Here is a 26,642-nt window from a genome sequence, read left to right as displayed (position 1 = left end):
CTCACCGCGAGTATCAGCGCCTTTGCTGATTAATTATTCACTCACCGTGACTAACTGACATGCAGATTATCGAATCATGCACAGGATGTAAATAACTATTTAGTCATAAATACTGAATAAATACACCCCAAAAGCAGATTGCACATGCCTAATGGTGGTTTTATAGTTCAACAAACCACCTTTTGTGAAAAGTTTGTTACGTCGTTTTATTGACCAAGATCAGATTCTGTTACTCACTTGTAGAGAATGAGGCGGGTTGGCTCACAGAATACGCTTAATGCTCAAGCGTCCAACGCCCGCATCGTTGCCAAACGCTCGTTAACCAATTTTAAAGTCAATGCGCGCGTATTCTTTGATCAACCAATCGCCAAAGTCATTGAGGAGGGTCATGACAGCACGTTTTTTTACCGGTTTGCGCTCTAGCAGGATAAAAAGTCGCTCAATCGCCATTTTTTTATCCGGGTAGTGTTTGATAAAGGCATCCGCACACTCGTTGAGTGATTCACTCCAATACGCTTCTTTATGAAGTACCAAACCAAATGCACCGCGTATCAAGGTATCCGCAATCGCTTGAGCTGTATTGAGCTGGGTATTCCATGTGGTGGCGGCAGTGATCTTTTGTTTGGCACGCGCGAGTTTGTCAGAGATATCTGGATTCATCGCCTTCGCCACTTCCCAGCTGGCTTCAAATAAACCAAAACTGGCCGACAAGTCTTGGCCATAGAGGCAAATGGCTCTGTGCTTAAAAAAGAATCCCCAGTGAAAGATTTGTGAGAGATCTCTAACATGTGACACGGTCACGATATCGATATGACAATCACTGATCACCTTGCTATGGCTGGTTTTTAATCGCCAGAGCAAGGTGTTTAATGCGTTCGATTGATCAAGCGTCAAGGCGTGTTGGCACACCACCGTCAGCGATAGCACACTTTCATTCACCACGGCCCGCCGCCAAACAATATCTCCACTCACATAGACGCTGTGAAGCCGCTTGCCGAGCAAGCCACGGAGTTGCTTCACCGCTTTAATCATCACGGGGATAAATTCAGATTGGAACGGGGCGCGCCGGTCGGGCTCCGGTAAATAGGCGTTTCTGGGTTGCAACTGAGTCACGACTTTCACACAGGTTTGGGTACGCGCGCTATTGTTGGTCATCTGCATAAACAAATCAACGCTCTAACTGTGGGTCTGCTTTTATTTTAGCCAGAGGTTGTCGATTTCACCATGGACACCGACGGTTGGGAGGAGGAATGCGTATACGCTCTAGGTACGTCTTTGTAAAAGGCAACCGGTACGGCGCGGCTGAGATACCCCGTACAGCATGATATAGTGCGCATACATACAGACAATGAGAGCTTATCATGACGCAAGAGAATCAACTCAGCTTGGAGACCGTGTTAGAGATCGCGTTCGAGATTTTTGCCGAAACGGCCCCAGACAACTTGGAGTTCGACGATTTAATGCTCTATGAGTCCCGTTTTGAAGAAGAAGGGGGCGCTGTGGTGGTTGAGGTCAATAGTGATTGGCCAGAGCATGTGGGCGCCGATGTTGACTTGTCTCAGTGTGCCGAGGTGCAAATGGGTTTAGCTGGCGCTGAGGTGTTAGATGAAGTCTTTGTGCGTATGCTCATCAGCCGAGATCCCGATAATAAATTCTGTCATTTATTGTGGAAGCGCAGCCCAACACAGCTCCACTAGCCCTGCCCCACAGGATAACGGCAGCGATAGGTGCTGCCGTTGTGGATGCGACTGTCCCACCCATAGCGTCCAGTCAGTTGTGGATACCCTGTCGCGGAGACATGACTTAAGCGTTATCGGTGCGGACTGGTGCTGACTTCATGGAATAATCCCCGGTTGAATGATTACAGTACGGTCACAGAATCCGCGTCATCATGGGCTTGAGCGCGATAACTGGTCACCAGTCCTAAGCTTGCCAGGGTCGCCAATGTCAGCATGATTATCCCTAACGACAATTGGCTCGCCACACCGAGGCTACTGGCCGCGAGTGTTACTAGGCCTGCCAATAGATTTTGCGCGCCGCCAAGAATGGCCCCTGCGGTACCCGCATGGTGAGGGAAAGGGTTAATCGCCCCCGTACTGGCAGCCGGAAAGAGAATACCTGCGCCAGCAAAATACACACAGCCGCCACCGACCAACGCATAGAGTGAGACGTCACCGAGCATACCGGGTAAACCTATAACTCCTGCCCCTAACAAGGCTAAGACACCACCCAATGTCAGGGTAGGATAATACCCCATGCTCTCGGAAAGCCGACTCGACAGGCCTGACCCGACTAAGTAAGCCGGCAGGGGGACGACAAACAGCAAACTAATCATACTCGGAGATAACCCCAACGCATCTGACATGATCACGCCCGCCGCTGCCTCGAACAAAGACACACCGGAAAAAACGGTAATCAAGCATAGCAAATAGCCTTTGAACTGACGTGATCGCATCACATGACGATAGCGCGCGCCAAAATGCCCAGGTTGCCGTAAATCAGCGGGCAAGGTCTCGCTAAAGCGCCAAGCCATAATGGTATAAACCAATACCGCGAGTAACAATAAGAAGAAGTAACTGGCACGCCAATGTAAAGCCTCGGTTAAAAACCCTCCCAGAAGCGGGGCAACTAAGGGAGAAAAGATCAGTCCCATACTGACTAGGCTGTTGGCGCGGTGCAGTTTGGCTCCTGCAAAACAATCTCGGGTTAAGGTGCGCGCCATGGCACCGCCGCAGCCAATCCCCGCGCCTTGAACAATACTGCCCAGTAAAAATATCGCAAAGGAGGTCGCCAATAAGGTGATAGCCGTCCCGACTAAAAACAATGCTAAACCAAACAAGATAACCGGCTTGCGGCCGATGCGATCGGAGACAGGGCCATAAACAAACTGTGATAACCCATAGGGAATAAGATAACAAGCCATCACCGCTTGCAACCAAGCGGGCGATACGGCGAAGTCGTCCGCCATTGCACCGATGGATGGTACATACATGGTTTGGGTCATTTGCCCAACCGCCGCTAATAGAACGATCAATAGCAATAGCTTGCCCATAGGCATTGCCGAGGACATACCAGCACTCCTAAAAATAATTATGCGAAAATAAGTAAGGAATAGGTGGCGAGATTAAGGATAAAGGCCTAACCCACTCTGCCACCTAATGATAGACAGGCGAATGATAGGCTTTAAGAGAGCATGTCGCAATCAGAGTCGATCATAACGATCCCGATTCTTTATTATATTAAAGATTAGTTTAACTAATCCTAAAGCCAGCGTCGGACACGAGCTGCATAAGCGTCAAAATCATCAGGCCATTGGCGTGATAAACGGGCTTCTTCAGCAGGAATAAATGTGGCGGATAGGTAGGCCATAAAAGCGGGAATCATCCCCCAGCACCATAGCGCATTAAAATACAGCCCAGCCGCAGCGATGATGAGTACCAACGCCAGATACATGGGGTTGCGGGTATAACGATAGATCCCAGTGGTCACCAACGCTGAAGGCATTTGCAGCGGATCAAGTGTGGTGTGATGGCGATGGAACGCCCATTTAGCTGCGGCTAATAACCCCACAGCTAACCCCAGAGGCAAGGCAGCCCAAATCGGCGCACCCAGCACCAGCGAAAAAGGAAAGAAATGGCTCAGTAATAAGCCAATTGCAACCGCAATGAGCATCGCCACAGGGGGCAATGGGGGAAAGAGATAATGCCATGTTTGCACACGCATGACTCGTCCTTGAGCAATGACTGATATAATGGCAATAATGTAGCGAATATGGGCAGTGATTGTCACTGCCCTGCGAGCAATTTAGCCCATTTTTATCGACGAATGTTTAATCTTGCTCAATATTGAGACGATGCTTGCCGTGCTCAATCTTTGCCTTAAGATAGTTACGATTACCGTCTTTAAGGTGGGCTTTGGTGCCAATCACTTCTTTGAGAGTAATCCCTGCCGCTTGTAGCTCTTCGATCTTTTTGGGGTTATTGGTAATCAAGCGAATACGGTGAGCGTCTAACGCTTTTAGCATCTGCGCCGCTTCGGAAAAATCACGCAAGTCATCGGCAAACCCCAAGTGGTTGTTCGCTTCATACGTCGTCATCCCTTCGCTTTGTAGCTTGTAGGCATCCAGCTTGTTATACAGCCCTATCCCGCGCCCTTCTTGGCGCAAATAAAGAATAATACCGCCATCTTCACCCATCTTTTGGATGGTTTCTTCAAGTTGCTCACCACAATCGCATCGAGAGGAATGGAAGACATCACCGGTTAAACACTCGGAATGCATACGAACTAAAGGCGGATCAGCTTTCTTATCGGCTTGTTGGAAAATTAGCGCGACGTGCTCTTGCTCAGATTCTAAACCATGGAAGGAAAGGATCTCTGCTGGGATCTGACTTCCCACCCCGACTTTCAACGGCACTCGGGCCCTAACTTTAACCATTCTGCGTCTATCTCTTACTGCTGATACCCGATTGAGGGCGCTAACATTACTACACCCACATCAGTATGCCAATTCAAAAATGTTATATTATAACATTTATAGGGAGGATGCGATAACATCGTGTTGGGAGGCACCTGTCGCGTTGTCTCTACCCTCATCACTGCAAACGACGGACGACCGCAGCCGGATTACCAGCCACAATAGAAAAGGGTTCGATGTCCGCATCAACCACTGATCCGGCTTCAATCACTACCCCTTCACCGATCGCCGCACCCGCTTTTATCACGGTATTTCCCTCGATGATGACGTTATTACCGATGATGACATCTTGAGAGGACTCACATTCACCTCGGGCAATGTCTAGCGGTAATACGCGATGACGCGTGGTATAGATCCCCACGTTAGGGCCAATACTCACATTATCGCCAATACTGACGTGCGCGCCGTCTAAAATGGTGCAATTGGGACCGACGCTTACATTACTGCCAAGATGAATATTCATCCCATAATGGCAAAAGAAAGGCGCATCGATTTCAACGTTATCGCCAATACGGGCGAATAGCTTGGTGGTTACCACGGCTAAACTGGCGGCATCTTCAGGATCAAGTCGATTAAACTGTTGGCAAAGTCGACGCGCGGCATATCGAAACAAAGTCAGCTCTTCATCCGCGGGACAATAAGGCAGGCCGCGTTGCATTTTTTCAAACTCTGTCATCGGCGCTACCCTTGATGCGGCATTTGTAACGACGTTGACTCAAAGCCGGGGTTATCCACTGTCGACAAAGAGACCAGCGAGTCACCGTATTCACGCAAGAATTGGTTTCCCAGCGAGGCCCCCAGCTGATAGTCGGCTTCTAATGCCGCCGGCTTACTCAGCAAGGCACTGCTTTGCAGCGGCGCGCTCGGCGCAATTTGCACTATCTGAGCACGCGCTGGCGGTGACGCCAAAAACTGCAGTTCACTTTGGTAGCTTTGGTAATGCGTGGTCAGCATCTTGAGCATTTCCGTATTCAATGGTTTGCCCGATAAAGACTGCAACCGATAAATCGTGTCACCACCAAACAGCCAACGACCACCATTTTGCATCGCTTTTTCTTTCATGCTGTCGCGCACACGATTAACCAGTTGCTCGCGGCTAGACTTATAGCGCTCTGATAGTTCCCCGAGCTGCTTACTCAGCTCTTTCTGGAAGGTTTCAAAGCGGGCGAGTCGATATTTCGACTCAAAATTTGATAAATAGTCGGAGAGCTTAAATTGCGGTCTTTTCGCCTCAAAGCGTTCGCGCAGTGTCTCAAGAAAGCGGCGGTTTTCGTCATCGCGCTTTTCTTGCTCTATCACAGGCTCGGTACGTACAACCACAATAATATCTGCCCCGCGCGCGAACGCCTCCTTTACCGGGATCGCCGCGGTGACCCCGCCATCGACATAGCGGTGCGTCCCGATAGTCACCGGATGCGGGTAAAGAAGCGGTATCGCACAGGTCGCTTTCAGAGCATCTGGCCAGCTGTCTTCTGTCAGTGAGAAAAAGGCCGGTTGCAATGTATCGACGTCTGTCGCACACGCGTAGGCATAGCGGCTTTGCAGGTGGCGCCGCGCGGCTTCCATATCTAACGCGGTTTCTTTGCCCGGCAAGGCCGTATCGAGCGCCCAATCCAAGTCCATGTAATGCTGGCGACGCACATACTTCATCAAATGGAAGAAGCGTTCTTGCGTGGTGAGCTGCGTAATAAAGCGGTAGCCATATTGATATTGCTGACACACATACGCGCTCATATTAAGCGCACCCGCTGAGGTGCCAAAATAAAGCTCAAAAGGATCAAATCGGTGGGTTAAAAAAGCATCTAGCACACCGGCTGTAAAAATGCCTCGTTGTCCGCCCCCTTGAAGCACTAGGGCGATGCGCTGCGGCCGCGCGCGCGTCCCGCTCTGTGCACTAGCGGTCAACGCGTTGTCGGTCAATACCGTGGGCTGCACGGCTTGATTAGTTTCTACCACGTTCGCCCCTTACCATCACACTTAGCGTTATGCTTATGTTTTATTGAATATTTTTAGTTAGCTATAGCTCATAGTCTAACGCGTCGTGTGATACTGTGCTAGCGCTTAGCGCGCCGTGGCATCGTTATCGAGCTAGCGGCCACCTCGGTGATGTTTATGCCAGCACCGCCACGGCGGCAAATGTAAAAATAAGGCCGAGTGCGCAGGCTGTCGTCAGCAATGCATAAGTGAGGGTCGTATTCATGATGTTCTCCTAGATGATCACGCTGCTATAACAAGTATAAACCATGTTTAGTGTGCGTCTTTGTTGCCTAAAATTCTGCTAATGAGATCATGTTTTTTGGCGCTGTGGCACGGGCTCGATACGTATTCCCGTTGTTTTTTTCATCAATTGGCGACCGACAAAAAATAACCATTAATCACCAGTTATTGACAATTTAGACAGCTCATTTAACTACTTTATCGCAAAAAGACATGATTTATATCTGTCTATATGCACAGATAGCAGGTTAACCCCCATTTTATTGCTAACTTGTTGGTTTTAAGGCTATTGATTTACCCTCACGCTGTGCTTAATGTGCAATGACTGCCCGCTTTAGATAAAAAATTCAACATTCGGGCAACAGGAAGTTAAAAATCAATATTGCGGGAATGTGCTATTTCTTTCATATCGACCCAAAAAACGCAGCCTCACAACACTGCATATTTGGATGGACGTAAAGAAAGGCGATTCGCAAAGGAGTAAGTAGATATGAAAAGAGAACAATGGGGCTCACGCGCTGGGTTTATCTTGGCTGCCGTGGGGTCAGCAGTCGGCCTAGGGAATATTTGGCGGTTCCCTTACATGGCCTATGAGAACGGTGGCGGGGCCTTTTTTATTCCATACCTTTTCGCCATGCTCACCGCGGGTATTCCATTTATGATTATGGAATTTGGGCTAGGGAAAAAACTGCGCGGCTCATCGCCCGTGGTCTTTTCCAAGCTCAATACCAAATTTGAATGGCTGGGATGGTTTCAAGTTTTAATCGCGGCCACCATTGGGATTTACTACGTGGCCGTGATTGGCTGGGCCATTTCCTACTTTGGCTTTTCGTTTGGCCAAGATTGGGGCACGGATACCAACGCGTTCTTCTTCTCCGATTACCTAAAACTCGGGGAAAATTCTCCCACCAGCTTGGGTGATTGGCAGTGGCACATCGCGATTCCAATGATCATCGCTTGGGCTATCACCTATGCAGCGGTTTTCCGTGGCGTGAAAGGCGGCATAGAGAAAGCCAGCAAAATCATGATGCCTTTGCTATTTGTCATGGTGTTGTTGCTCATTGGCCGCGTGGTAATGCTGCCTGGTGCGCTAGATGGTTTAAACTATCTGTTCTCGCCTGACTTTAGCAAATTGGCCGATGCCAGTGTGTGGTCCGCCGCCTACGGACAGATCTTCTTCACACTGTCAGTGGGCTTTGCCATCATGCTTGCCTATTCTAGCTATTTGCCAGAAAAGTCTGACGTCAACAATAACGCCTTGATGACGGTGTTGATCAACTGTGGTTTCTCGATTGTCGCCGGCGTGCTGATCTTCTCCATTCTTGGTTATATGGCCGCGGAGCAGAGCAAAGGGATCACCGACGTGGTCAGTGGTGGGGTTGGTCTAGCGTTCGTCACCTTACCCGCGGCGATTAATCTGCTCCCTATCCCTTATATTCTTGGCCCGCTGTTCTTCCTGGCGTTGGTTGTTGCTGGCTTGAGTTCGCACATTTCCATCATCGAAGCCGTCACATCATCCATCATGGACAAACTCAATGTGACTCGCCAAAAAGCGGCGACAGCCGTCTGTGGTGTGGGTTTTGTCGTCTCAATGGCGTTCGCCACTAACGGCGGTTTGTTGCTGCTAGATTTGGTCGATTACTTTGTTAACAACGTTGCACTGCTCACAAGCTGCTTGCTTGAGCTACTCTTGGTCGGCTGGCTGGTTAAACTATCAGACATCCGTCAATATGCTAACCGTATCTCTGAGTTCAGCGTGGGACAGTGGATGGAAATTTGTATCCGCTTTATCAGCCCCATTATGCTGGCGGTGATCTTGGTGAAAAACCTGATTGACACCTTCAACGAAGGCTACGGTGGTTACGCACAATTCGAATTACTGACCCTAGGTTGGGGCTTGGTCGCTGCCATGCTTGTGGTAGGGATTATCGTTAATAGCACCACACCCCCTGCTCGCGATATGGAGACAGACGCATGACAACAGGCGCAATTATCATGATGCTTATCGGCTTTGCCGTCACTTGGGGTGGCGCGGCTTTATGTATTCGTAAAGCCATGCACAGCAATAGCGAATAGCGAATAGCGCGTCACGGTTCATAACACACTGTGATGTCAACCAAAGCCCTCTTCAATGGAGGGCTTTGTCTTTTTCACGCTCTCGCGTCGTCATGCGATGCACTATCTGCCTTTTTATACCTTTACCCCTCCTGGGTGTCTGCTCTGACATCATCACCAATACGGCTATCAACAAGTCGCTGATTATTTACACAAAGTGCGGCTTTGTTTGTAGCATCTCAACGATAAAGCACCGATAATGGGGACACTGACTATAACAACGAGGACAATGGCGATATGGCTTCAGCCAAACGCATCTTAGTGGTCGACGACGATGTCGAAATTCGTGAGCTTCTCCAAGCTTACCTCACCAAAGCGGGTTACGAAGTCATGACCGCGCAAAACGGTCATGAGATGCAAACTAAACTGGCTGTCCAATACCCGGATTTAATTTTACTCGACGTGATGCTTCCAGGGGATGATGGCTTTACCCTGTGCAAAAGTATTCGTAAAGATTCGAGTGTGCCTATCATCATGCTCACCGCCGTGTCAGACGAAACCGATCAAATTGTAGGGTTAGAGTTAGGCGCCGATGACTATATCGCCAAGCCCTTTAGTCCGCGCCAATTGATCGCCCGTATTCGTGCATTACTACGTCGCACCCAGCAATTGCAGGAAACCACCTTGTCCCGACCCAAAGCGATTCGGTTCGGCCAGTGGCGTCTTGAGCCTGCCACCCAGCAATTGCATCACGTTGTCACAGGTATGGAAATAGAGTTGTCGGCGTCTGATTATGCCCTGCTGATGTTGTTTATCGACCACCCACACCAATTGCTCGATCGTAATGCGATTAGCCAAGCGACACGAGGCCGCGATGCTCAGGCGCAAGAGCGTGGCATCGATGTACAAGTTAGCCGCTTACGCCAGCGCTTACGTGATACTGGCAAAGCGAACTTGATTAAAACCGTGCGTGGTGCGGGTTATATGTTTGTGGCTGAGATCCAATATGAATCATGACTGGCTAGAAAAGCTGATCCCCCGCTCTTTGCTTTCCAGAACCCTGCTATTAACGCTGCTATCCGTGGTCTTAGCACAAGGGATCGCGACGTCAATCTGGTATACCCAGTCAAAGCGAACCCAGCTAGAGGGATTAGAGTCCGCATCGGCGAGCTTGGCTAACATGTTTGCCTCAACCACCACCTTTTTTCAATCCTTGCCCGTTGCTTACCGGCATGTTGCGCTTAACCAGTTAAGGAATATGGGCGGGACACGGTTTTTTGTCTCCTTCAACAAAGAAAAAATCGAAATCACGCCCATTGAAGAGACACAGGCGAAAAAAGTCGCGACCCGCACCGTATCGGGCATTCTCCATGAGCAGCTCCCGTCATTGAATACGATTGATGTTGATTTTTCGCGCCCTGAAACCTTACGCGTGCTGAATAACGACATTTTATTGCAAGACTTGCCCAAGTCCTGGGCACATCACACGTTAAGTTTAGAGCCATTAAACCCACCCATTTTGGTGGTACAAATGGAGCTGAAACAAGATGAGTGGATCTATATCGCCGCGTTGTTGCCTGCGCCCTATGTGACGCTCGACGACACCCTGATTACCGCCGATCAAGTGGTCTTTATTGTGGTGATCACTGCGCTATTACTGTTTTTTACTTACATCTTGATTCGCCAGCAAGCTCGACCATTGAAACGACTCGCTAAAGCAGCAAACTTATTTAGCACCGATATCGAGCAGCCACCGCTTAAGGAAGAAGGCGCGGCTGAAATCGCGATTGTGACACGAGCGTTTAACCGTATGCAGCGTCGCTTACAACGCCACCTGCGTGAGCGTGAGACCTTATTCCGCTCCATGTCGCATGATTTAAAAACGCCCATCACCCGCTTACGTTTACGGGCAGAATTAATCGATGACGACGTACAAGCAGCGAAGCTCAATAAAGATTTAGATGATCTTGAAATCATGGTTAAAGGCGCGGTACAAACCGTCAGAGACACCGATATCCATGAAAACATGGCGGCTATTGATGTCATTGATTTCTTGGCGATGATTGTCGAACCACACAATCAAAACCGTATCCGAGTCAGTATTGAAAGTGACGCGGTGCCTCCGTTTACTTGCAAGCCACTCGCCTTTAAACGCTGCTTATCCAATTTAATTGATAATGGTGTGAAATACGGTGATAAAGTGACGATTTACGTCATGGACGCCAAACACACATTAGATATTACCCTGATTGACGAAGGGCCAGGTATTCCTGAGCAAGCGCTCGACTCAGTGTTTGACCCTTATGTACGCTTACACGATGATAACGACGGTTCCGGGCTTGGTTTGGGGATTGCACGCGATATCATCCACGCGCATGGCGGAGATATGGTGCTTAGTAACCGCAGTGAAGGTGGCCTGCAAGTTGATATCAGTTTTCCGCGGGTAGAAGAATAATGGCACGCTTAAATAGATACCTCTCTCACTGGATCATCAGTGGCATGCTTGCCACCTACAGCCTTGCAGTGTCCGCTAGTGATGTTGAAGTTTTACACTGGTGGACATCTGCCGGTGAAGCCAAAGCCGCCTCTGTCTTGCGAGAAGGTATTGAGCAACGAGGCCATCAATGGCAAGACTTCGCGGTCGGTGGTCGCGCAGGGATAAGCGCGATGAACACCCTGAGGATCCGTGCCATCAGTGGTAACCCGCCCCTTGCGGCACAAATCAAAGGGCCAGAGATCACCGAATGGGCCCGTTTAGGCTTTTTACGCAACCTCAATGAGATTGCGGAAGCGGAACACTGGGAAGATAAAATCCCTGCCCCACTACGTGATGTCATGCAGTACCAAGGTAACTATGTAGCGGCGCCCATCAATATTCACCGCGTGAATTGGCTGTGGGTCAACTTACGCGCCTTTGAAGCGGCCAATGCCGACATCCCGACCGACTTTGATAGCTTTTTTGCTGCCGCCGATAAACTGCAGCAAGCAGGCTATATCCCACTCGCCTTAGGCGGCGAGCCATGGCAGGTCGCGACACTTTTCGACAGTTTGGCGCTATCAGTGTTGGGACCACAAGATTATCAACGAGCCTTTTTAGACTTTGACCGCAAAGCGCTGCTGAGTGACGATGTGGTTAAAGCCTTTACCCTGTTGGCGAAGATGCGCCAATACGTGGATGACTCAGGCCAAGGGCGCAACTGGAGCGACACCACACGCCTGCTCATTGAAAATCAAGCGGGTATGCAAGTGATGGGTGATTGGGCTAAAGGCGAGTTTTTTGCCGCCAACCAACAAGAAGGCAACGCCTTTACCTGTGTCGCCTTCCCGGGAACAAGAAAAGCCTTTAGTTACAACGTCGACAGCTTTGTGTTTTTCAAACCCAATAATCAAAGTGAGCGACAAAGCCAAACAGACATGGCCTCGTACCTACTCACACCACAGTTCCAGCGTGACTTTAACCGTTACAAAGGCTCGTTGCCTATTCGGTTTGATGTGCCCCTCCCCCAAGGGGACCGATGTGCACAGCAATCGCGTGATGCGTTTATTTATGCGCAGGAGAATGGCACCTTAAGTCCCAGCATGTCACACGGTCTTTCTACCACACGTTATGTACAAAGCGCGGTGTTCGATGTGATTAATGAGTTCTTCTATAACCCTGAGCAAACGCCGCGTGAAGCCACCGAGGCACTGTATCGCGCGATTTTATCCGCGCAAGCGTGATCCCCGCTATGGTATGTCGCCACACAGGTATAGCCAGCCCTTCTCAACCGGTAATGGGCGCTTGCGTAGGGCTGGGATCGCGCTAGTCACAAGGAATAAAAGCGATATCTGGCGGCAGCGTCGAATAGTTGCTCAGTACATCGTTAGTGAACACATAGTCGAACTGACTTAAGGTTGTCACTTTCACCGGTGCGCTGCGCTGCCACTTTGACCCATCTGCCACCAACCAACGCGCACTCGCCGCGCTAAGCATGGTGTCACTGACATCTGCTTCATCGGGTGAAAACTCACACACCCATCCCTCTTCATTGACCGCCGCACAGCCGATAATGGCGATATCCGGTTGGAAACGGGATAGGAACTGAAGCACTGAGTGGCCAACCATGTCTTGGTCATTGGCGCGCAACTTCCCCCCTGCCAGCCAAATATCAAGGTCGGGGTTCGCCCCCAAAATGTGCGCGATCTGGACGTTATTGGTGATCACGCGAAGGTTGCGTCTTGTTAATAGCTGCTCAGCAATCGCAGAAACCGTGGTCCCTATCCCGAGCATCACGGTCGCCCCCTCAGGAATGTGCTCGGCCACGGCCCGTGCAATCGCCGTTTTCACACCACTGTGCCGTTGCAAACGGCGCTGGTAATCGCTATTGACATGCGCAGAGGGCATATTAATGCCACCATGGTGACGTCGAGCTAAGCCCAGCGCACAAAGCTGATTAATATCACGACGAACCGTCTGCGTCGTAACCGAAAACTGCGTGGCTAAATCATCCGTTTCTAGGTGCTCTGTTTTTGCTAATTGCGCTAATATTTCGCGCTGACGCCAATTTAACTCTGCCTCTTGTGGCACGTATGCTCCTTGCTGTCAGAAAATGCTCGACCGCTCATCGACCGAGTCGTTTAACCCTGTGTTAGCACGGGTGTGTTAAGTATTTGCCCGGGTCGTCGGTGATCATCATATCTACGCCCCAAGCCCATAACGTGTCAACTTCAGCTGGCTCATTAGGGGTATAACACTTCAATACTAAACCTGATTCTTTCACGGATTTCGCTTTGTCTTGCGTGAGGTGGCGATAGTTGCAGTGAATACTAAACGTCGCTAAGTCCCGAAACTCATGCCAATTGTCAGGGATCGTTTCCCATAAAATCGCCCGCGCTAACTCAGGCATTTCATCACGAACAATCGCGAGTGCTTCAAGAGAAAAAGACGAGACTAATACCTTCTCGGTGCTGATAGGGCTTGCCGACAAGCAAGCAAATATCGCGCGGCATAAGGCAGGAATATCGCTATCCGGGTAGGTTTTTATCTCAAGGTTGATATGAAGTGCATCACGGTGCGCTTGGGCTAAAACGGCCGCGAGCGTGGGTACCCTTTCATACCCAAACACGGGTGAAAAATGTCCGCCTGCATCAAGCTGCTGCAAGTCTGCCAAGGCGGTATCTTTTAGCGCCCCTGTCCCATTCGTGCAACGTAACAAAGTGTGGTCATGAAACACCACGGGCACCCCGTCTTGGGTCAATTGCACATCGACCTCCACCCAGCTTAACCCCATCTCTCGCACCTTTGAAATAGACGCTAACGTATTCTCTGGTGCATGAGCGGCGACACCTCGATGCCCGCATAATTGTTGTGGTGCGATTTTCATTTGAACAGTCTCATTTCAATCGGTCATTCGGGTATTGTAGGACAGCGTTCACCGCATTGTCTCGCGTAACTATGACAGTGTTTTTACGAATAAGTGGTTGCGGTTACAGCATTTTCATCATCAAAACACGCTCTATTTAACATTTTTTTCACACAGCATGAGACGGCGGTCAAAAGTCATACAATTGTCATCTCCCTTTTCGTTTGGGTTCATATTATGTTCATTTTTGTTCATTAAGTTGCCGAATGAACATTACCCAATCCTCAAAAGGAGTGACGCATGAAAACCCAACGCTTAACCGCGCTTTCTTCGGCCCTGTTGCTGGCCTCTTTTTCTGCCAACGCGACAACCGAAATCGAATGGTGGCACGCAATGGGCGGAAATCTTGGCGAAAAAGTGAATGAAATAGCCGAGAAGTTCAATGCCAGTCAGGATGACTATTCCGTCAAACCCGTCTACAAGGGTAACTACACCGAAACCATGACAGGCGCCGTATCGGCATTCCGCGCCAACAAGCAACCTCATATCGTCCAGGTGTTTGAAGTCGGCACCGCGACCATGATGTCAGCAAAAGGAGCGGTGTACCCTGTCTATGAGCTGATGGAAAATGCTAACGTCCCGTTTGACCAATCTGACTACCTCTCTTCTGTCACGGGTTATTATTCAGATGAAGATGGCAATATGCTGTCGATGCCGTTTAATAGCTCAACGCCCGTGCTGTATTACAACAAAGACCTATTTGCTAAAGCTGGCGTTAATCCTCCCAAAACCTGGGAAGAGGTTGAGCAAGTATCTGAGAAACTGCTTGCCAATGGTGCTCAGTGCGGCTTCACGACTGGTTGGCAATCTTGGGTACAAATTGAAAACCTCGGCGCTCGCCACAATGCCCCCATTGCCACCAATGACAATGGCTTTAGCAGTGTCGATAACAAGATGCTGATTAACCAGTCTCCGTTTGTGGATCACATTGCCAAAATGGCGGATTGGCAACAGGCTGGCATTTTTGAATATGGCGGTCGCCGCTCTGACAGTGCTCCGCTGTTCTACAGTGGTGAATGTGCCATGTATATGAACTCGTCAGCGTCTTATGCCGGTGTGCGTGAAAGCGTGAAAGATTTCGAGTTTGGTGTGGCGAAACTCCCTTACTGGGACAAAGCCGTTGAGCAGCCAAGAAATACCATCATCGGTGGCGCAACGCTTTGGGTTCTACAAGGCCACGAGTCAGAAGAGTATAAAGGCGTCGCCCAGTTCTTCTCCTTCTTGTCTCAACCTGAAATCCAAGCCGACTGGCACCAGTTCACCGGTTACTTACCCATTACCCACGACGCCTATGAGCTAAGCAAGAAGCAAGGCTTTTATGCCAAAAACCCAGGCACGGACATCGCAATTAAGCAGATGACCGAGGTCGAACCAACGCCTGCTTCGAAAGGGATCCGCTTAGGTAACTTCGTGCAAATCCGTGACGTGATTAACGAAGAGCTTGAGACTGTATGGTCCGGCGATCAATCGGCTCAAGAAGCGCTGGATGAAGCCGTTGAGCGCGCTAATGGCTTGCTTTCAAAGTTTGCGAAAGCTAATCAATAGACAGTTAATTCCTTCCATAAAAAACCTTGTTGTATGACGGAGCGGTATAAACTGCCGCTCCACTTTTTGAGAAAGCCTATGTCCAATAAACCCACATTTAATCATTGTGCGTTTCCCATTTTACTACTCGCGCCTCAATTGCTGATCACCTTTATCTTTTTTATCTGGCCAGCGGCGCAGGCAGTATGGCAATCCACCTTGTTGGAAGATCCATTCGGTCTCAGTACCGAGTTTGTCGGTGGCGAAAACTTCACTGAGTTGCTGGGAGACGCCAGCTATTATCGCTCTTTTTTGACCACCTTATTATTTAGTTTTTCTGTTGCAGGCATCGCACTGCTATCGGCGCTTGTGCTTGCGGTGATGGCCGATCGAGTCATTAAAGGGGCGGCTGGCTATAAAACGCTATTGGTATGGCCCTACGCCGTCGCTCCCGCTGTCGCAGGGGTGCTGTGGTTATTCATGTTCAATCCCACTGTCGGTGTATTGGCCCATGCGCTAAAAGCCATGGGTTTAGACTGGAATCCGTTTATCCATTCTGGCGATGCCATGACCATGGTGATCATTGCCGCCACATGGAAGCAGATTAGCTACAACTTCCTCTTCTTCCTCGCCGGGCTACAATCCATCCCACGCTCTTTGGTGGAAGCGGCAGCCATTGACGGCGCAGGCCCGGTAAAACGCTTTTTTACCATCATTTTCCCATTGCTCTCTCCGACCTCTTTTTTCCTATTGGTCGTGAACTTGGTGTACGCCTTTTTCGAAACCTTTGGGGTGATTCATGCCATGACACAAGGTGGGCCTGGGCAATCCACCACGACGCTGGTTTATAAAGTGTATGCAGACGGTTTTGTCGGCCTCAATATGGGCTCATCCGCCGCGCAATCCGTGGTGTTGATGATCCTCGTGGGTGCATTAACCGTGATTCAGTTTAAATATGTTGAAAAGAAGGTGGCTTACTAATGGTTGAACGTCGCCCTTGGCTTACTGTGTTCTCGCATTTGGTGTTGATTTTAGGGGTGGCCTCGGTTGCACTCCCTGTGTGGCTAGCGTTAACCGCTGCGACCCATGACAGCAGCGCCTTTGTCAGTGGTGTCACGCCGTTATGGTTTGGTGACAAAGGCTTATCTGTGTTCAAAGAGGTATTAACCGAAGGGACATCCCGTGAGTTAAATATTTCCGTTGCCGGCATGCTGTGGAATTCATTTTTAATGGCGATGGGTATATCGATCGGCAAACTGGCTATTTCTATTTTATCGGCCTATGCGGTGGTGTATTTTCGCTTTCCGGGTCGGATGTTGGCATTTTGGGTGATTTTTATGACCCTGATGCTGCCCGTGGAGGTGCGCATTATGCCTACGTTCCAGGTCATTGCCGACCTGAACATGCTCAACTCGATGTCGGGACTGACCATTCCACTCATCGCCAGTGCTACCGCGACCTTTTTGTTCCGTCAGTTTTTTATGACGGTCCCTGGCGAAATGCTTGAAGCCGCGCGGATTGATGGCGCGGGCCCGTTCAAGTTTTTCAAAGACATCCTGCTCCCTCTCTCGCGTACCAATATCGCCGCGCTGTTTGTGATCACCTTCATATACGGTTGGAACCAGTACCTTTGGCCGATATTGATCACCACGGATGATGAGTATTACACCATTGTGATGAGTATTCAGCGCATGCTGTCGGTCGGCGACGGTGAAGTGGAATGGAATCGCGTAATGGCAACAACCCTGATGGCCATGCTACCACCCGTGATCGTGGTGCTCGGCATGCAAAAACTCTTTGTGAAAGGCTTAGTGGAAACGGAGAAGTAAATGGCAACGGTAACCCTAGAACAGATGGCAAAGACCTACCCTAATGGGTTTAAAGCCATTCACGGCGTCGACTTATCAGTGAAAGATGGCGAAATGATTGTGTTGGTGGGACCCAGCGGCTGTGGCAAATCAACCTTACTGCGCATGATTGCCGGCCTCGAGGCGATTTCCAGCGGCCAATTGGTCATTGACGATAAAAAAGTGAATGATCTTGAGCCCGGCGAGCGCGATATTGCCATGGTGTTTCAAAACTATGCGCTCTATCCACACATGAGTGTATTCGACAATATGGCCTATGGCCTTAAAAACCGCGGCACACCCAAAGCGACCATTCAACAGCTTGTGACCGAGGTTGCGACGATGCTCGAGCTAGAACACCTGCTCGACAGACGGCCCAATCAATTGTCCGGTGGACAGCGACAACGGGTGGCAATGGGCCGTGCGATTGTGCGTCGTCCCAAGGTTTTTCTCTTTGATGAGCCATTATCCAACCTTGATGCTAAACTACGTGTACAAATGCGTTTAGAAATCAAAAGTTTGCAAAGGAAGCTGAATACCACTGCCGTTTATGTTACCCACGACCAAGTTGAAGCGATGACCCTCGCGGACCGCTTAGTGGTATTGAATGGTGGTAACGTTGAGCAAATTGGTACACCGTTAGACGTTTACGATGCACCGGCTAGCTTGTTTGTCGCCACGTTTATTGGCTCTCCAGCGATGAATATTGTCGAGGGTCAAATCGACAGTGATGCCCTCTCGATAGGTAAACACGTTTTGGCGGCGTGTCAGGACGTTGATACACAATCCGTGTCCGTCGGATTGCGGCCCGAGCATTTAAAAGTGGTATCGGCCGATCAGGCCAGTTTTACGCTTGCAGTCACCTTGACCGAGTCTTTAGGGGCTGATTTGCTGGTTTATGGTCATATAACCGATACCGATAGCTTCATCACACTGCGTTTAGAGGGGCACAGTAAGGTGGTTGAAGGCGATAACCTTCCCTTGACGATTTCCCCTGACGACCTCCACGTATTTGACAATGAACAAGGGAAACGACTGGCTCTTAATCTGCGTCAGGTTAATCATCGCCATGTGGCGGCTATTTAATTAACGAGGATCGCGACACCTATGCCGAATCAGTGTTTGCCCATCTCGTCAATGCATGATCACGCCACACGCTGGCGTGACGTGCAATGGCTATTTACTGACGTGGATGACACCTTGACATGGCAAGGTGAGCTGCCCTGGCAAACACTGAAGGCGATGGCCGATCTCCGTGAAGCCGGCATTCACGTTGTCCCTGTTACTGGCGCGTGCGCCGGCTGGGGCGATCACATGATTAACGCGTGGCCCGTTGATACGGTGATCAGCGAAAACGGTGGGGTGATCCTATGGCAAGAAAACGGTCAGCGCTTCACGAAAATCAATCAAGCCGCCCGCCAACAACAAGCCGCCCTCGTCGACTGGGTAAACCGCTTACTTCAGCGCTATCCAGATCGCGCACTTGCTGCGGATCAGCCTTATCGCCTTTGTGAAGTAGCGGTTGATATTGGCCAGCATACGTCACGTGCATCCACAGATGAGATCAATGCATTGCTCGCCGAGTTTCATGGACAGGGTATTAATGCAACAGCCAGCTCGATTCACATTAATGCTTGGTTCGGTACCCATAGTAAGCGACGCGCAGCGCAAGCATGGTTAGAGCGTTACAATGTCACCGGTGGGCAGGCTCAGCAACGCGCGGCGTTTATTGGCGATTCACCGAACGACAGTGACATGTTTGCCCACTTTCCTCTGAGCGTCGGCGTTGCGAATATTGCTCCTCACCTTCCAGCATTGACCACCGCGCCAACTTGGATCACGGATGCGCCGGGAGGGTTTGGTTTTGCCGAATTTACCCGCCAGTGGCTGTCGGTATTGTCGAACCAGCAAGGCATGTCACGCGCTAACTGAGCGTGATGTCACAGCTTTTCTGCTACAGGGCTTTTTATATCAATGTGTTATTTAACTTTGTAACTGGCTCGTTCTACAATATCTGCGTTTTATCATTCACAAAGATGCCCAAACCTCATTGTTTGCGCCCCGCACACGGTTAGTGCGTATAATCATAAAGCGCAAACACGATAACGATTAGGATAATGTTATGAAACGCTATGCCCTTGCACTGGTCGCGGCACTATTGCCAATAATGTCAAACGCTGCCCCTATCAAAAATGCAGACTGTTATTCGGCCAAATATCATGATTATGTGGATGCATCGATCAATTGGTACCAAGCGCTGGTCGATATGACAGTAAAAAAAGATCCGACACTGGATGAGGTCGCCGCGTGGTTCTTGAAAGGCCGAAAAAATCACTTCAATCTCAATGCACAAGCTTTTGATTATTATCTAGAAAATGACAGTGCCAAGCTCAATTTGGAAGCACCGGTGGAGTCTTGGCTAAAACTAAGTCAAGAAGACGTAAAAACGCTCGCGCAAAGCTCATTGCCACCCTCAACGCTGGCTGAAAAAGTGTTTAACTTTCGCCAAGGCGAAGCCATGGACGGAAACTATACCCTTCGCAGTGCACTGGCTGATCTGCTAAGCCATCCAAAAGAGATTGACAAAGCTCTCAATCAGTATAATGACCAAATGAACAGTATTAACCAACGTCAGTGTCAGTAAACACGCTCTCATGTAAGAGCCAGCAATCGCTGGCTCCTCTTATCAACTCTACTCTCTATCGCGTGCGCTGTTTCAGCTGTCATCCTTCAGTAAAAAAAGCCTGATGCTCTGGCTTTTTTTTGCTATGTTGAGGCCTAATTTCAGTCAGTGATCGTGACCCTAGTCTCAATGCGCTTGAGAGAGAGTCACTATTTGGACAGCCAAGCAGATATAAGAAGAACGTCATGGCAACACACAATAAAGCCGCGGACGCCACACCGGAAACCTTGCACCGGATTTTTACTGTCCCCGAAGCCCCAGATTCAACGCTCAGCCAAATTGAGCAAGCGATCTCTCAGAATCTAAACCGGTTTTTACAAAACCATATTACTGCCACCGAGCGATCGCTCGCTGATATTGAGCGCGATTTTAGCGACCCGGCCATCCCTGAAGATCCCAGTTTTGTCTCTGATCATACGCAGTTTCTGCTCGAGAAACTCGTTGCTCAATCAGTACATACCGCTTCACCGCGATTTATCGGCCACATGACCTCTGCACTGCCCTATTTTTTGATGCCACTGTCTAAAATCATGATTGGCCTCAACCAAAATACGGTCAAAATTGAAACCTCTAAAGCGTTTACACCGCTTGAGCGGCAAGTGCTTGGCATGTTGCATAACCTGATTTATCAGCAAGACGACGCCTTCTATCAGAGTTGGATGCACAGCGCCAACCATTCACTCGGTGCTTTTTGCTCAGGTGGCACAGTGGCGAATATCACCGCTTTATGGGTCGCGCGAAATAACGTCCTCAAGCCTGACGGAGAGTTTCCTGGCATCAACAAGGCTGGCTTGTTTGGCGCGATGCGCCACTACGGCTATCGCGACCTCGCTATTTTGGTGTCAGAGCGTGGTCATTATTCACTGGGTAAGGCGGCTGATGTGCTGGGTATTGGTCGCGACCAACTGATCTCGGTGCCTGCGGATAGCCAAAATCGCATATGTATTGATGCACTTGAAGACACCATTTCGCAACTGAATCGAGACAATATTAAGCCGGTCGCCATCGTGGGTGTCGCGGGCACCACAGAAACCGGCAGTATCGACCCACTCAACGCATTGGCGGATATTGCGGAGCGTGAGGGCATTCACTTCCACGTTGACGCCGCGTGGGGCGGCGCGACGTTAATGTCGAATAACCAGCGACATAAACTGAGTGGGATTGAACGTGCCGACTCTGTCACCATTGATGCGCACAAACAGCTTTATGTCCCGATGGGCGCGGGGATGGTGCTGTTTAAAGATCCGTCCGTGGTCGCATCCATCGAGCACCACGCCGAGTATATTCTCCGTAAAGGAGCAAAAGATCTGGGCAGTCACACACTCGAGGGCTCTCGTAGTGGCATGGCAATGTTGGTGTTTGCTTGTATGAACATTATCTCTCGCCGCGGTTATGAGTTGTTGATTGATCAAAGTATTGATAAAGCGGCGACGTTTGCAGACATGATCACTGCCCATTCAGATTTTGAGCTAATCTCGGTACCCGAGTTGTGCCTACTCACCTACCGCTTTGTCCCTGCCAAAGTACAAACCGCACTGGCTGTGGCCAGTGAAGAGCAAGTTGAGTTGATGCATAATTTGCTTAACGACTTAACCAAGTTTATTCAAAAGCGCCAGCGCGAATCAGGCAAAACCTTTGTCTCCCGCACGCGTCTCACCCCAGAACAATGGCAACGACGCACCACCACGGTTTTCCGTGTCGTGTTGGCCAATCCGCTCACCACCACGGATATTTTGCAAGAAGTGTTGGCGGAACAGGGTGAAATCGCCAAAGAAAGCGAGTTTGCCTACCCACGCCTGATGACCCTGGCAGAGAGTATTCTCAAAGCCTAAGTGTCAGTGCGTTTCGAATAATAAAAAGGCAGCCAGGTTACGGTGGCTGCCTTTTTAATTTGATTAACCACGATTCAATGTCATATTCGCGCTATTTTAGCGGTCCTGTTTTGGGTGAGTCGGTCGATTGCAGGCAATGAGTTTGACTCAATACAGCCTCGCGTTGATGTTCAATATCAATTTGGGCTTGGCGCCATTGCATCTGCACCTGAGAGGCCGTCATTGTCCGTCCCGGCTCTGAAAACAAAAAGCGCTGCAAGGTATGATCAAACTCAGCGCTGTTCTCTTGTTCGCTGTAGACAATACCCATTAGCTCAAACGCACGTGTTTTCTCTCGCGCCGTACCAATCACGGTATAACGCTGCGCCGTATCAAGTGTTTTATCATAGCGGCAATGGATAAGATCTTGTTGCGCGCCACGCAGTGCTTCGTTGAGGCCAATGGTGCTGTAATTGCGCCATAAGTCCGACATTTTTGGCAGTGAGCAACCGACCAACAACATCGACAAGCACACCGCTGCCATTATCCTAATCATCGCTTCTTCCTACGCTCAGCACCAAATACCACTCTTCTCTCTAAGGCTACTTATCAAGAGGTTTGCGCCATAAAACCATGTCTACTGTCACAATGACGTCTTGCTATCACTTATAACGGCACCACCACTGATAACTTGAGGTCAGTCACGCTTGCCAATTACCACTTCTCCTGATTGCTCAAACATCGCCACTTCCTTACGCCGACGCCCCAGTAAAATAGGCTTATCGTCGTAGAACAGAAAGTTTTTCCAATACCGTTTAAACACCCCCCAGTGCGTTTCGACGATATTGTGTTTGTCATAACAAAAGTAGACCGTGATGTTGTCTTCCCATGGAAAGTGAGCGAGAAACTCATCAGGAAGGTCACCGTCATCATCCCAGGCTTGTTGCCAAACCAGCCGCTGGGTCCAAACACTTTGATGGGTCGGCCAATCTTGCTTGCCAAAATGATCCGGTGTCGGGCTGTCTTTGCTGATAAATTCTTGCCATAACTGCGCGGCGCGAGCTTCTGTCATGGGTTTAATATCAGCCAGCTCCTGTTCGGGAATAGGTAAAGACTGGTGGGTAAAGATCCACTTCCTTTTATATTCAGACAACGGGAGATAATTCATGTTAATCAGGTTATACGCTCTATGATGCCGGCAACTTTATCATATTCATCACTGGGTTGTTACCAAGTAAAGCCCGATTGAAGCGACACAAGAACGGCAATGCATCACACATTGCCGTTTGAGGAAAGCGTACTCGGTTAGTCGTTAACCGCTATCTCATCCGTCGAACGAACATCCTGGCTGTCGCCAAGTTTTCGATGGCCCTGATCAAGGTGTACCATATCGACAAAGTCATCACTGCCAACCTGAAAGGCCTGACCAAACCCTTTGACATAAAGGCCGTTTTCCGGCTTGAGGCGGAATAAATGGAAGTCAGCCAACCCGCTTAAGCTGTCGATAATATCGCCAAAGCGGTGGGACAGCGCCGAAATCCCCGTTTGCCACGCCGTGGTGTCACGCATCACTAATTCAGCATTGGCATCGAAACTGAGACGCTGGCGCGCATAAATTTGTTTTGCGCCGCTTTCGTCTTCGATCATCATCAACGAGACCTGAGGGTTTTGTTGTAAGTTCCGCGCATGGCGAGCTATTTCACTGATTAAAATATAAAAACCGTCCTCTAGCTGTGCAAATGGCGCATAACTCACGTTAGGTTTTCCTTGCGCATCGACGGTTGCGAGCTGCAAGGTACGACAGTTTTCACGAAATTCTTTAATTTCAGGGCCAAGGCGGTTTTGTAGGCGTTGTTGTTTCGTCGCTTGATCCATAATTATTGCTCCAGGTCTGTTGGTGTTGAGGTCGCTAACTGCGTTTTTAGTTGATGGAATGCTTCAACCTGATGGCCGAGAAGCTGACGCTTTTCATCACGCCCCAAGTAAATCTTAAAGATTGAATCCCCCTGCTCGGTGAAAAAGCCGATGTAATGGGTTGTCTTGCCGCGAAAGGGCTTGCTGACAAAAGCAATACCCGCCATACGCTCTAGCTTTAGGTGGCCATGCATCTCGCCGGGCTTACCCATTAAGTTGTAATAGCCGTAAGCGATTTTTCCTTTGGGAAACGGCGCTTTTACTTCAAAGATTGAGCCGCCGGAATGCACAATCGCCGTGACCGGGCCACCCCATTCGGCCACTTTCATGAGCACGGTTTCAGCATGCTGCCCCTCAACCCAAGTTTGATAGTCTGCGGGCATAGCGCGTACCACTTCCCCCTCACTCACCCCCAGAGTTGTTGCCATATCGGCAGGTAGCATCGAGGCATTGTCGTTCAGTAATGCGCTGACCTGTTCCGTTAACGTGGTGGTTGTCATTGATCACTCCCAGCCTATTTGTATTGTGATAGGTGCTATCAGTGCGGGCAGGCGTTTACCTGCCCTTTGTATGTGTTTGATTAAAATTGGTAACGAACATTGAGTTTAATATCACGCCCAGGAGAGGCTACTTGCGCCCAGGCTCGGGTATATTGTTCATCGGTCAAGTTATCGATCGCGAGATCGAACTTCACACCATCCCACTCGCCATTAGGGCTATAGCTTGCATACACATCCCACAAGGTGTAGCCGTCATAAGTTTTGGCATCGTTAGTGTCGGTTTGTTCGGCATAATGAGAGACTCGACCGCCAATACTCACTGGTAACGTCGCCAGCGCATAGTCGGTTTCTGCGACAAACTTGTGGGCTGGGATGTTATCGAGGTAACTGCCGGTCTCTTTGTCTTTCCCTTCAGTTTGGCTGTAGCTTAGATTATTGGTAAAACCACCGAGTTGGTGATGAAGGCTTAGCTCGATGCCTTCAAGTTTGGCATCTTGAACGTTTTCGCGCGTTGTTGTGCCGCCCATGAAGTCAACGTTCATATCAATAAAATCGTCAACATCGTTACGGAACAGGCGCGCATCAACATAGGCGTTATCGACATAGCTCGTCGGAGTAAATCGGTACGTGATGGCTAATTCTTTGTTGGCACTGTGCTCGGGTTTCAAGTCCGGATTAGGGACAAATTGGTTAATCCCCATGTGAGTAGTAAAATGAGTACCACTGGCATACATTTCTTCTAAGCTCGGTGCGCGAAAAGCTTCGCGATAGCTGGCAGTCAATGCTAGCTGTTCGGTTGCATTCCATGTCAATGCCGTCGATGGGGACCATGCATGATCGCGGCTCTCACTATCCAGTGATGTCGGTCGATTATCTTCACCTTGGTATGAGTCAAATCGAACACCCGCTTGCCAACGAAGCTGGTCGAATACAGGAATATTTATTTGACCAAACGCCCCTATACTTTCTGCATTTGCATCTTGTCCTGCTGGACGCTCTCCAGGTGCACTACTGTCATCACGTTTTGTTTCATAACTATCGCGATATAAATCCAGACCTGTAATTAAATCGATATTTTTTATGTTGGACGTATTCGTGATAGAGAAGCCTATGGTTTGGGTCTCATTATTGTCACGTTCTTGCGATGCAACACGGTGCTCTTTCATCTCAGTATTATTGAAATACAACTGAGAGTTAATATCGACCCAATGACTGGCGGGGCTATAATCGTAGGCAACGGAAAGGCTCTGGTCCCTTGTTTCACGGTATACTAACGGATAAGAACCTGACGGCTCTTTGACTGAGGGATTTGATGGAGACATATCATCAAGTTCGCCTTGACGAGCAGTGAACGTCCACTGGTGATCCAAAGAAGGCGTAAACACCAGTTTGGCAAACCCGCCTTTTTCTCGCTCGGCTGAATAAGACAAGGTTTTGCCATTGCCTAATTGATTATCATCACTATCGTTGTAGTAACTTTGTACCAGCCAATCAACCGTCTCCGTGCGACCAAATACCGCGCCGCTGGTGCGTGAAGCATTATTGTTGCTATGGAAACCTTGCTTAAGGTAACCACCTAAGGTCTGACTGCCAGAAAGAAAATCGCTAGCTGATTTGGTGTTTTGGGCGAATACACCGCCTAATGCACCGGATCCCCACAAGGTACTGGAAGGGCCACGGACCACTTCGACTGAACGGAGTAACTCAGGATCGATGAATAGGCTAGAGCGATGGCCGACCGAGAAATTCTGGCGGGTGCCATCAACTAACTGGATGACGCGGCCGTTTTCACTGCTTAGTCCACGAATAGTCACAGATTGAGCCACATCACGCCCACCGCCCAGCACAGACACATTAGGTAAGTGATGGATTAAGTCGGTAACGTTACTTCCCTGCCGTTTCTCTATCTCCTCCAATGATACGGTACTCACGGCCACACCAGCGTTCGCTTTTTGTGTGCTCATGCGGCTTCCGTAGACAGAGAGCGTCTCTACAGGGTTCGCCTCTTTAGACTGGCTGTCGGCACTCTCAGCGACGGCCTGAGGCGCAACACTCATCGTACTCAACACGGCACCGACTGCCAGGGCGACACGGTGGCTATGCTTTACTGTCCAAATATCCTTTCTGGTTTTCATAACGGTTCTCTATGCCTTACTGCAAATGCGACTTATCATCATTTGAAGGCAATTCTATTGATCGAGAACAGGAATGCAAA

Annotated in this window: 26 protein-coding genes; 13 read left to right on the top strand and 13 right to left on the bottom strand. The window is 49.5% G+C overall.

Annotated features, from left to right (window positions below; translation table 11 throughout):
- Positions 1-318 precede the first annotated feature (318 nt).
- On the bottom strand, positions 319-1,161 hold the full coding sequence (locus tag FCN78_RS06325) for a hypothetical protein (protein WP_077486213.1): 843 nt from the start codon (positions 1,159-1,161) through the stop codon (positions 319-321).
- Between the two features lie 200 nt (positions 1,162-1,361).
- Here FCN78_RS06325 and FCN78_RS06320 point away from each other — a divergent pair, with 200 nt between their 5' ends.
- On the top strand, positions 1,362-1,697 hold the full coding sequence (locus tag FCN78_RS06320; protein ID WP_069361267.1) for a DUF440 family protein: 336 nt from the start codon (positions 1,362-1,364) through the stop codon (positions 1,695-1,697).
- A gap of 164 nt (positions 1,698-1,861) precedes the next feature.
- Here the strand turns inward: FCN78_RS06320 and emrD are convergent, their stop codons facing one another.
- From emrD to FCN78_RS06295, 5 genes are all read right to left on the bottom strand, one after another.
- Entirely contained in the window at positions 1,862-3,070 is a 1,209-nt protein-coding gene (gene emrD / locus FCN78_RS06315) for a multidrug efflux MFS transporter EmrD (RefSeq protein WP_077658608.1), read from the bottom strand.
- Positions 3,071-3,261: 191 nt separating this feature from the next.
- The gene (locus FCN78_RS06310) at positions 3,262-3,723 is read right to left on the bottom strand and encodes a methyltransferase family protein (protein ID WP_077522154.1); all 462 of its coding nucleotides are present in this window, start codon (positions 3,721-3,723) and stop codon (positions 3,262-3,264) included.
- A 106-nt stretch (positions 3,724-3,829) separates the two neighbouring features.
- On the bottom strand, positions 3,830-4,435 hold the full coding sequence (locus FCN78_RS06305; RefSeq protein ID WP_069361270.1) for a GTP cyclohydrolase II: 606 nt from the start codon (positions 4,433-4,435) through the stop codon (positions 3,830-3,832).
- 157 nt (positions 4,436-4,592) lie between these two features.
- Positions 4,593-5,150 (bottom strand): sugar O-acetyltransferase, encoded by a 558-nt coding sequence (locus tag FCN78_RS06300; RefSeq protein ID WP_069361271.1) that lies wholly within the window; start codon positions 5,148-5,150, stop codon positions 4,593-4,595.
- A 5-nt stretch (positions 5,151-5,155) separates the two neighbouring features.
- The gene (locus FCN78_RS06295; protein WP_077658607.1) at positions 5,156-6,430 is read right to left on the bottom strand and encodes a patatin-like phospholipase family protein; all 1,275 of its coding nucleotides are present in this window, start codon (positions 6,428-6,430) and stop codon (positions 5,156-5,158) included.
- A 751-nt stretch (positions 6,431-7,181) separates the two neighbouring features.
- Here FCN78_RS06295 and FCN78_RS06290 point away from each other — a divergent pair.
- The 5 genes from FCN78_RS06290 (at position 7,182) to FCN78_RS06270 (ending at position 12,466) form a co-directional block, all read left to right on the top strand.
- Positions 7,182-8,669 (top strand): sodium-dependent transporter, encoded by a 1,488-nt coding sequence (locus FCN78_RS06290; protein ID WP_069361273.1) that lies wholly within the window; start codon positions 7,182-7,184, stop codon positions 8,667-8,669.
- On the top strand, positions 8,666-8,767 hold the full coding sequence (locus FCN78_RS06285; protein ID WP_100297978.1) for a MetS family NSS transporter small subunit: 102 nt from the start codon (positions 8,666-8,668) through the stop codon (positions 8,765-8,767). The genes FCN78_RS06290 and FCN78_RS06285 overlap by 4 nt, the downstream gene beginning before the upstream one ends.
- A gap of 276 nt (positions 8,768-9,043) precedes the next feature.
- Complete coding sequence (locus tag FCN78_RS06280) at positions 9,044-9,763, top strand: response regulator (protein ID WP_069361274.1); 720 nt, start codon at positions 9,044-9,046, stop codon at positions 9,761-9,763.
- On the top strand, positions 9,753-11,201 hold the full coding sequence (locus tag FCN78_RS06275) for an ATP-binding protein (RefSeq protein WP_077457903.1): 1,449 nt from the start codon (positions 9,753-9,755) through the stop codon (positions 11,199-11,201). The genes FCN78_RS06280 and FCN78_RS06275 overlap by 11 nt, the downstream gene beginning before the upstream one ends.
- On the top strand, positions 11,201-12,466 hold the full coding sequence (locus FCN78_RS06270) for an ABC transporter substrate-binding protein (RefSeq protein WP_235607517.1): 1,266 nt from the start codon (positions 11,201-11,203) through the stop codon (positions 12,464-12,466). The genes FCN78_RS06275 and FCN78_RS06270 overlap by 1 nt, the downstream gene beginning before the upstream one ends.
- Before the next feature lie 82 nt (positions 12,467-12,548).
- Here the strand turns inward: FCN78_RS06270 and FCN78_RS06265 are convergent, their stop codons facing one another.
- Both FCN78_RS06265 and FCN78_RS06260 read right to left on the bottom strand, forming a co-directional pair.
- Positions 12,549-13,313 (bottom strand): DeoR/GlpR family DNA-binding transcription regulator, encoded by a 765-nt coding sequence (locus FCN78_RS06265; RefSeq protein WP_069361276.1) that lies wholly within the window; start codon positions 13,311-13,313, stop codon positions 12,549-12,551.
- Between the two features lie 61 nt (positions 13,314-13,374).
- Positions 13,375-14,109: a glycerophosphodiester phosphodiesterase family protein gene (locus tag FCN78_RS06260; protein WP_077605262.1), complete on the bottom strand. Its 735-nt coding sequence runs from the start codon at positions 14,107-14,109 to the stop codon at positions 13,375-13,377.
- Positions 14,110-14,388: 279 nt separating this feature from the next.
- Here FCN78_RS06260 and ugpB point away from each other — a divergent pair, with 279 nt between their 5' ends.
- The 7 genes from ugpB (at position 14,389) to panP (ending at position 22,034) form a co-directional block, all read left to right on the top strand.
- The gene (ugpB, locus tag FCN78_RS06255; RefSeq protein WP_077648803.1) at positions 14,389-15,693 is read left to right on the top strand and encodes a sn-glycerol-3-phosphate ABC transporter substrate-binding protein UgpB; all 1,305 of its coding nucleotides are present in this window, start codon (positions 14,389-14,391) and stop codon (positions 15,691-15,693) included.
- Positions 15,694-15,771: 78 nt separating this feature from the next.
- Complete coding sequence (gene ugpA, locus FCN78_RS06250) at positions 15,772-16,653, top strand: sn-glycerol-3-phosphate ABC transporter permease UgpA (protein ID WP_077658606.1); 882 nt, start codon at positions 15,772-15,774, stop codon at positions 16,651-16,653.
- A complete protein-coding gene (ugpE, locus tag FCN78_RS06245) occupies positions 16,653-17,501 on the top strand; it encodes a sn-glycerol-3-phosphate ABC transporter permease UgpE (RefSeq protein ID WP_069361280.1) in 849 nt (282 codons plus the stop codon). Before ugpA ends, ugpE begins: the two co-directional genes overlap by 1 nt.
- Positions 17,502-18,605: a sn-glycerol-3-phosphate import ATP-binding protein UgpC gene (locus FCN78_RS06240; protein ID WP_077658605.1), complete on the top strand. Its 1,104-nt coding sequence runs from the start codon at positions 17,502-17,504 to the stop codon at positions 18,603-18,605. It begins immediately after the preceding gene.
- A gap of 21 nt (positions 18,606-18,626) precedes the next feature.
- Positions 18,627-19,451, top strand: coding sequence for an HAD family hydrolase (locus FCN78_RS06235; protein WP_077599857.1), 825 nt, complete (start codon positions 18,627-18,629; stop codon positions 19,449-19,451).
- Positions 19,452-19,641: 190 nt separating this feature from the next.
- A complete protein-coding gene (locus tag FCN78_RS06230) occupies positions 19,642-20,163 on the top strand; it encodes a hypothetical protein (protein ID WP_069361282.1) in 522 nt (173 codons plus the stop codon).
- A gap of 224 nt (positions 20,164-20,387) precedes the next feature.
- Positions 20,388-22,034 carry a pyridoxal-dependent aspartate 1-decarboxylase PanP gene (gene panP, locus FCN78_RS06225; protein WP_077648799.1) on the top strand — a complete coding sequence of 549 codons (1,647 nt, stop codon included), beginning with the start codon at positions 20,388-20,390 and terminating at the stop codon, positions 22,032-22,034.
- 91 nt (positions 22,035-22,125) lie between these two features.
- Here the strand turns inward: panP and FCN78_RS06220 are convergent, their stop codons facing one another.
- From FCN78_RS06220 to FCN78_RS06200, 5 genes are all read right to left on the bottom strand, one after another.
- Positions 22,126-22,569 carry a hypothetical protein gene (locus tag FCN78_RS06220; protein WP_131825554.1) on the bottom strand — a complete coding sequence of 148 codons (444 nt, stop codon included), beginning with the start codon at positions 22,567-22,569 and terminating at the stop codon, positions 22,126-22,128.
- 141 nt (positions 22,570-22,710) lie between these two features.
- Complete coding sequence (locus FCN78_RS06215; RefSeq protein WP_077522174.1) at positions 22,711-23,181, bottom strand: DUF2947 domain-containing protein; 471 nt, start codon at positions 23,179-23,181, stop codon at positions 22,711-22,713.
- A 137-nt stretch (positions 23,182-23,318) separates the two neighbouring features.
- Positions 23,319-23,888: a heme utilization protein HutZ gene (gene hutZ, locus FCN78_RS06210; RefSeq protein ID WP_077457919.1), complete on the bottom strand. Its 570-nt coding sequence runs from the start codon at positions 23,886-23,888 to the stop codon at positions 23,319-23,321.
- A 2-nt stretch (positions 23,889-23,890) separates the two neighbouring features.
- A complete protein-coding gene (gene hutX, locus FCN78_RS06205) occupies positions 23,891-24,427 on the bottom strand; it encodes a heme utilization cystosolic carrier protein HutX (protein ID WP_077658603.1) in 537 nt (178 codons plus the stop codon).
- Between the two features lie 80 nt (positions 24,428-24,507).
- A complete protein-coding gene (locus FCN78_RS06200; RefSeq protein ID WP_077658602.1) occupies positions 24,508-26,562 on the bottom strand; it encodes a TonB-dependent hemoglobin/transferrin/lactoferrin family receptor in 2,055 nt (684 codons plus the stop codon).
- Between the last annotated feature and the right edge of the window lie 80 nt (positions 26,563-26,642).

Source organism: Salinivibrio kushneri, from assembly GCF_005280275.1.
In the GTDB taxonomy this organism is placed as follows: domain Bacteria; phylum Pseudomonadota; class Gammaproteobacteria; order Enterobacterales; family Vibrionaceae; genus Salinivibrio; species Salinivibrio kushneri.
The sequence above is the reverse complement of the archived record's forward strand: the minus strand, read 5'-3'. Positions and strand labels throughout refer to the sequence as shown.